Annotated in this window: 5 protein-coding genes; all 5 read right to left on the reverse strand. The window is 70.2% G+C overall.

The features are described 5' to 3' along the window. Positions 1-12 precede the first annotated feature (12 nt). Positions 13-996, reverse strand: a complete 984-nt coding sequence (locus tag AC1DC5_RS11970; protein WP_476865284.1) for an aldo/keto reductase — start codon at positions 994-996, stop codon at positions 13-15. After that, entirely contained in the window at positions 996-3,938 is a 2,943-nt protein-coding gene (locus AC1DC5_RS11975; RefSeq protein ID WP_476865285.1) for a molybdopterin-dependent oxidoreductase, read from the reverse strand. Before AC1DC5_RS11975 ends, AC1DC5_RS11970 begins: the two co-directional genes overlap by 1 nt. Positions 3,939-3,940: 2 nt before the next feature. After that, the gene (locus AC1DC5_RS11980) at positions 3,941-4,966 is read right to left on the reverse strand and encodes an FAD binding domain-containing protein (RefSeq protein WP_476865286.1); all 1,026 of its coding nucleotides are present in this window, start codon (positions 4,964-4,966) and stop codon (positions 3,941-3,943) included. Beyond that, positions 4,957-5,094, reverse strand: a complete 138-nt coding sequence (locus tag AC1DC5_RS11985) for a hypothetical protein (protein ID WP_476865287.1) — start codon at positions 5,092-5,094, stop codon at positions 4,957-4,959. Before AC1DC5_RS11985 ends, AC1DC5_RS11980 begins: the two co-directional genes overlap by 10 nt. A 180-nt stretch (positions 5,095-5,274) precedes the next feature. Then, positions 5,275-5,769: a nucleoside deaminase gene (locus AC1DC5_RS11990; protein WP_476865288.1), complete on the reverse strand. Its 495-nt coding sequence runs from the start codon at positions 5,767-5,769 to the stop codon at positions 5,275-5,277. Positions 5,770-6,114: the final 345 nt, after the last annotated feature.

The following is a 6,114-nucleotide window of genomic DNA, read 5'->3' on the forward strand; positions in this document are numbered from 1 at the left end:
CGTACGGAACTGCTACCAGCGCGGGTGGATCGATGCGCGGAAGTAGCGGTCGTAGATTTCGCGGACGCCGACATCGAACGTGGCATCAATCCCGCTGACCCGCGCCGCTTCAGCGTTGGAGCGGGCCTGGTCCACGTTCCGGGCGCCGGGGATCACCGTGCTGACGCCGTCCTGCGCCGTGATCCAGGCGAGGGCCGCCTGGGCGGTGCTGACGCCGTCGGGCACCAGTTCCTCGAACTCGGCCACCGCCTTGAGGCCCTGTTCAAAGTCCACACCGGAGAAGGTCTCGCCGACGTCGAACGCCGATCCGGTGCGGTTGAAGTTCCGGTGGTCGTCCGCCGCGAAGGACGTGTCCGCGGTGTATTTGCCGGAGAGCAGCCCCGAGGCGAGCGGGACGCGGGCGATGATGCCGACGCCGGCCGCCTCCGCTGCGGGCAGCACCTCGTCGAGGGGCTTGAGCCGGAAGGCGTTGAGGATGATCTGCACCGTGGCCGTGCCGTCGTGCCGCATCGCCTCGAGGGCTTCGTCGGTCCGCTCCACGCTGACGCCGTAGTTCCGGATGGCGCCGTCGGCCACCAGGGTGTCCAGCGCGTCGTAGACTTCGGCGCTGCTGTACACGGCGGTGGGCGGGCAGTGCAGCTGGACCAGGTCCAGCCGTTCCACACCCAGGTTGCGCCGGGACCGGTCCGTCCACTCGCGGAAGTTGGCCAGGCTGTAGTTCTCCGGCAGTTGCTCCGCCCGGCGGCCCATCTTGGTGGCCACCGTGATGTCCAGGCCCGGGTTGTCCGCCAGGAATTTGCCGATGGCCTGCTCGCTGCGGCCGTCGCCGTAAACGTCGGCGGTGTCGAAGAACGTGACCCCGGCTTCCGCGGATGCGGCCAGGATGGCCTGCGCCTGCGCGGGGTCCACCTTGCCCCAGTCCGCGCCAAGCTGCCAGGTCCCCAGCCCGACAATGGAGACGTTCCGTCCGGTTTTGCCCAAGATGCGCTGTTCCATCATCCGACTATAGGCCGGGACGGCGACGCGACGGGCGGGACCAGGCCGGATTCCTTCAGGGCGAGGTAGATCTTGTCGCGGGCGATCGGCAGTTCCGCGAACCGGATCCCGGTGGCGTTCCGGATGGCATTGGCCAGCGCCGGCGCCACCGGGTTGAACGGGCTCTCGCTCATGGATTTCGCGCCCAGCGGGCCCAGCTTGTCGGACGTGTCGGCGAAGTACACCTCGCTGCGCGGCACGTCCGCGAAGGACGGGATGTGGTACTGCCGCAGGATGTCCGTGGTGACGCGCCCGGCGTCGTCCACCCTGACCTCCTCATACAGCGCGGCGCCGAGCGCCTGCGCGATGCCGCCTTCGATCTGCCCGCGGCACTGCCGCGGGTTGACCACCACGCCGGCGTCGGCGGCCTGGACGCTCTGCAGGATCCGGAGCTCCCCCGTCCCAGTGTTGACGGCCACCCGGAAGCCGTGGACGTTGAAGGCCACCGACCGCGGGGTCCCGCCCCAGCGCCCCTCGCCGGAAAGGTCGACGCCGGCCGCCGCGGCGGCGTCGTACAGTTCCGCGAGCGGCACCCGGGTTCCCTCGCAGATCACGGCGTCGTCCGCCAGCACGCACCCGGAGGCCTTGACCTGCCGGATGCCGGCGGCGAAGGCGCGGATCCGCACCGCCAGTTCCTCGGCCGCGGCCAGTGTGGCCTTGCCGGCCACCACCGTCCCGGCCGAGCCGAAGGCGCCGGAATCGTGGTCCACGAGGTCCGTGTCCGCCTGCCTGAGCGCGATCCGGTCAGCGGTGGTGGACAGGGCGGTGGCGGCGAGCTGGGCGTGCACGGTGGTGGTGCCGTTGCCGAACTCCGCGGTTCCCACGTCCGCCTGGTAGCTCCCGTCCGGCAGGACCCGGATTTTGGAATGCGCAAAGTGGCCCCGCGGCGGGACGGTGTCAATCATGGACAGCGCCGAGCCCTCCCCGGTGACCCAGTCCGGGCCGAGGTCGCCGAGCCCGGCGTCCCGGTAGCGGTCCCGGCCGCGCTCCAGGGCGTCCTGCACCAACCGGGTGCACTGGTCCAGCCCGTAGCTGCCGTAGAGCACGTCCTCCGCCGGCTCGGCGTGGGTGGAGAGCATGTCGTCGCCCTCGCGGACCATGTTGCGGCGGCGGAACTCCATCGGGTCCATGCCGATTCCGGTGGCGAGCTCGTCGACGGCGGACTCGATCGCGAAGATCATCTGGCTCAGCCCGTAGCCACGGAAGGCGCCCGAGGGCACCGTGTTGGTGTACACCGCGTGCGCGTCCACCTTCTTGTTGGCGCACGTGTACACGCCCAGGGACTCGCCGCAGCCGTGGAACATCACGCCCACGGAGTGGTTGCCGTAGGCGCCGGCGTTGGTCAGGACCTCCAGCTGCAGCGCCGTCAGCGTGCCGTCGTTGCTGGCGGCGGCCTTGAGGTGGATGGTGAACGGGTGCCGGGTGGTGGCTGCCGTGAACTGCTCGCTACGGGTGAACTCGAGCTGCACGGGGCGCCGGAGTTTCAGCGCGGCGAGGGCCACGATGTCCTCGGTGAGGACTTCCTGCTTGCCGCCGAAGCCGCCGCCCACCCGTCCCGTCACGACCCGGATCCGGTCCTCCGGCAGGCCAAAGAGCCGGCCCAGGGTGCGCCGGACCAGGAACGGCACCTGGCTGGACGTGCGGACCTGGAGCCGGCCGTCGTCGTCGATCGAGGCGATGGCGGCGTGGGTCTCCAGCGCGGTGTGCGCCACCCGCTGCGTGCGGTAGGTCTGCTCGTGGATGAAGTCCGCGGTGGCGAAAGCCGCCGCGACGTCGCCCAGTTCGGAATGCAGCTCGGCCACGACGTTCCGTTCCGGCCGGCCGATGCGGGCCGTGGCGGCGTCCTTGTCCCCGTGGATCGCCGGGGCGCCGGGGCGCATCGCGTCCTGGGGGGTGAACACGGCGTCCAGCACCTGATACTCCACCCTCAGCGCCCGGACGCCGGCTTCCGCCGCGGCCACGGTAACGGCGACGACGGCGGCGATCCGCTGCCCGACGAACCGCACCACGTCGTCCAGCACCCGGGTGTCGTCCGGATCGTCGGTGAAGAGCTCGTGCTGGGCCGTGGAAAACAGCTGCGCGGGTGAGTCCTCGTGGGTGAAGACCGCCTCCACGCCGGGGATCCGCAGCGCGTCCGTGGAATCGATGGACAGCACGCGGGCGTGGGCGTGCGGCGAGCGCAGGAGCTTCACGTGCAGGAGCCCGGGGAGCTCCTCCGCGGGCACGTCCAGGGTGTAGCGCGCCATGCCGGTGACGATCGCCTGGCTGGCTGGCGCCGGGACGTCGTCGCCGAGCTGGCCGGGACGCGGGCCGGGCTGGCCGGGAAGCGGGCCGGGCTGGCCCCCGCCGCCGATCCCCGATTCCTGCCCGGCGGGGTCCGGGTGACTGGATGTGCCGTGCGCGGCGTCGCCGCAAACAGCGTCCGCAATCGCCCGGTAGCCCGTGCAGCGGCACAGGTTCCCCTTGAGGTTCCGCGGCAGGTTGGCCTTCTGCTCGTCGTCGAAGGTGGCCGCCGTCATCACGATGCCCGCGGTGCAGAAGCCGCACTGGAAGCCCTGCCGCTCCATGAACTGCTGCTGCATCGGATGGAGGGCAGCGCCGGTTTCCGTGTTGGTGTTGGCGTTGGTGCCGGCCGCGGTGTTGGCGAGCCCCTCGACGGTGGTGACGGCCCGGCCTTCCGCGCGGACCGCGGGGTAGATGCAGCTGTGGACGGGAACGCCGTCCACGTGGACGGTGCACGCCCCGCAATCGCCGCCGTCGCAGCCCTTCTTCACGCCGAGGTTGCCCTGCTCCCGCAAGAACGTCCGCAGGCACTGCCCCGGCCGCGGTTCGGCCTGCGCCGGGGTGCCGTTGATCGTAATTGTGCCGTTGATCTCTATTGCGCCGTTGATCTCGATGCCCATGCTCAGGCTCCTTCCGGCTGTGGGGAAGTCTGCGGTGCCGACGTGTGCGGCGCGGAAGCCTGCGGTGCCTGAACCTGCGGCGCTGAAGCCTGCGGCGTCGTGCGCGGCGGAGGCCAGAAGTCGCCGGAAACGCGGACTGGTGCCGCCCCCGCCGGGGCCGCCAGTTCGGCGCGGATTTCCTCGGCCAGCCGGTAGGTCATGTCCTTGCGCCAGACGGGCAGGCCGTGGATGTCGTCGTGATAGAGCGCGCCCGGGATGGCGTCGTCGAGCGCGGCGGACAGTTCGGCTGCCGTGACTAGTCCGCTGCCGCCGTTCCCTCCCGCGCTGGCAGCGAAGCCGAAGCGCAGCTGCACGGGGCGCTTGGTGGCGGCGGTGACGGTGAGGACCAGTCCGCCGTCGGCGTCGAGCCGTCCGATCAGCAGCACTCCGGACCGGCCGAGGTTGCTCAGCGACAGCCGGCGGAACGCCACCCTTGAGGCAAGGGCCGACGCCGGAAGCTGGATGCTGCGGAGAAGCTCGCCGGGTGCCAGGGCGTTGCGCCCGTCCCCGGTGACGAAGTCCGCCACCGGGACGGTGCGGGTGGTGCCGCCCGGGCCGAGGACCGTGGCCACGCCCTCCAGTGCCGCACAAAGCGAGATCATGGGTCCGGCGGGCAGGGACGTGCAGAGGTTGCCGCCCACGGTGGACATATTCCAGACCTTGAAGGATGCCACGAACGAATCGCAGCACGGCCGGATCAGCTCCAGCGCGGGCCAGGCGGCCGCGTGTGCCCGGCCGGTGTCGCCTGCGGGAAGCGCATAGAGCTCGGCGACGGTGCAGGTGGCCGCGAGCTCGATGCCGGATTCGGACACTGTGACGGCAGGCCAGCCGGTGGAGCCGAGGTCCAGGAGACGCCGGAGCGGTTCGTCGCCGAAGGCGAAGCTGCCGTAGGAGAACAGCACGGTGCCGCCGGCCAGCCACGCATCGCCGGGCTGCCAGTCGGCCGGATCCGCGGTGCGGACCACCGCCTCGATGGTGTTCATGTCCATGGCGTCTCCTGGTGTTCGAGGTGGACTTCCAGCCCGATGCCGCAGGTGGGCCCGACGGCGAACGCGTGCGCGGCGCTGTGGCCGAAGAACTCGCGGAGGGAGCCGACGTCGGGCATCACGTCCAGCATTGCTGCACCCCCTTCTCCCCTGCGGCGATGATCTGCACATTGTCGTTCCAAACGGGGGCCGGGGAAAGGACCCCCGCGGCCGGGCACGCCTGAAATCCGCTGCGATTGCGGACTTCCGCGCCCCGGATCCGCACAGCGCCTGTCTGAAAACGCAGCGCCTGTCCGAAAACGCCGCGGAAGCTAGTAGTGGATCCGGGAATGGTGGGTCGTCCAGGTGGTGAAGGGAAGCAGCACGGCCGGCGCCTCGGGGCCCTCCAGCGCCAGCTTGCGCACCGGCATCACGGCCGAGGGCTGGCCTTTCTCGAAGAACTCGTAGAACACGGCGTCGTCGAATCCCACCGAGGCGGCGTCGTGCCGGTCGGCGGCAAAAACCACGCCTTCCACCCGGGCCCAGAGGGCGGAGGCCAGGCACATGGGGCACGGTTCGCAGCTGGTGTAGAGCGTGGCTCCCCTGAGTTCGAACCGGCCCAGTTCGGCGCAGGCCCGGCGGATGGCCGTGACCTCGGCGTGGGCGGTGGGATCGTTGGTCGCGGTGACGCGGTTGACGCCGTCGAACGCTTGTCCGTCCACGGTGACAACGACGGCGCCGAAGGGCCCTCCGCTGTTCATGACGTTGGCGGTGGCCAGCTCGATGGACCTGGCGAGATACAACTGGGCTGTGGCGACGACAGTCATGATGCGACTCCCTCTGCTGTGGAAGCCGGAACCGTACCGGAAGGTGATGAGCCTGCGGCGTCGGTTACCAGGCTCCAGCGTTTGCGGTGAAGTTGGTGTTGCGCCTGGTAGATAGCCTCCCGGCTCCCGGGTGCCCGCCGTTGACACGAGCGAGACTAGCAGCGGAAAGGGGGTTGCGCCATCAATTTTTTGGATGCCCTGTTGCCTCATGTCAATACCTCCGGGAAGGTGCAGTCGTTGCCTCAGATGAATTCCTCCGGCTGGCGCGTTGGTTCCATCGTTCGTTCACGGCGGGTTTGACGGGGGCAGCCTGTTTGGCAGTGGCGATGGCTTCTAGCTGGCCGG

Source organism: Arthrobacter sp. 10L424, from assembly GCF_056395325.1.

Excerpts from the sequence above, each read along its gene's own strand:
- AC1DC5_RS11970 (WP_476865284.1), bottom strand. The coding sequence starts at position 996 with ATGGAACAGCGCATCTTGGGCAAAACCGGACGGAACGTCTCCATTGTC.
- AC1DC5_RS11975 (WP_476865285.1), bottom strand. The coding sequence starts at position 3,938 with ATGGGCATCGAGATCAACGGCGCAATAGAGATCAACGGCACAATTACG.
- AC1DC5_RS11980 (WP_476865286.1), bottom strand. The coding sequence starts at position 4,966 with ATGGACATGAACACCATCGAGGCGGTGGTCCGCACCGCGGATCCGGCC.
- AC1DC5_RS11985 (WP_476865287.1), bottom strand. The coding sequence starts at position 5,094 with ATGCTGGACGTGATGCCCGACGTCGGCTCCCTCCGCGAGTTCTTCGGC.
- AC1DC5_RS11990 (WP_476865288.1), bottom strand. The coding sequence starts at position 5,769 with ATGACTGTCGTCGCCACAGCCCAGTTGTATCTCGCCAGGTCCATCGAG.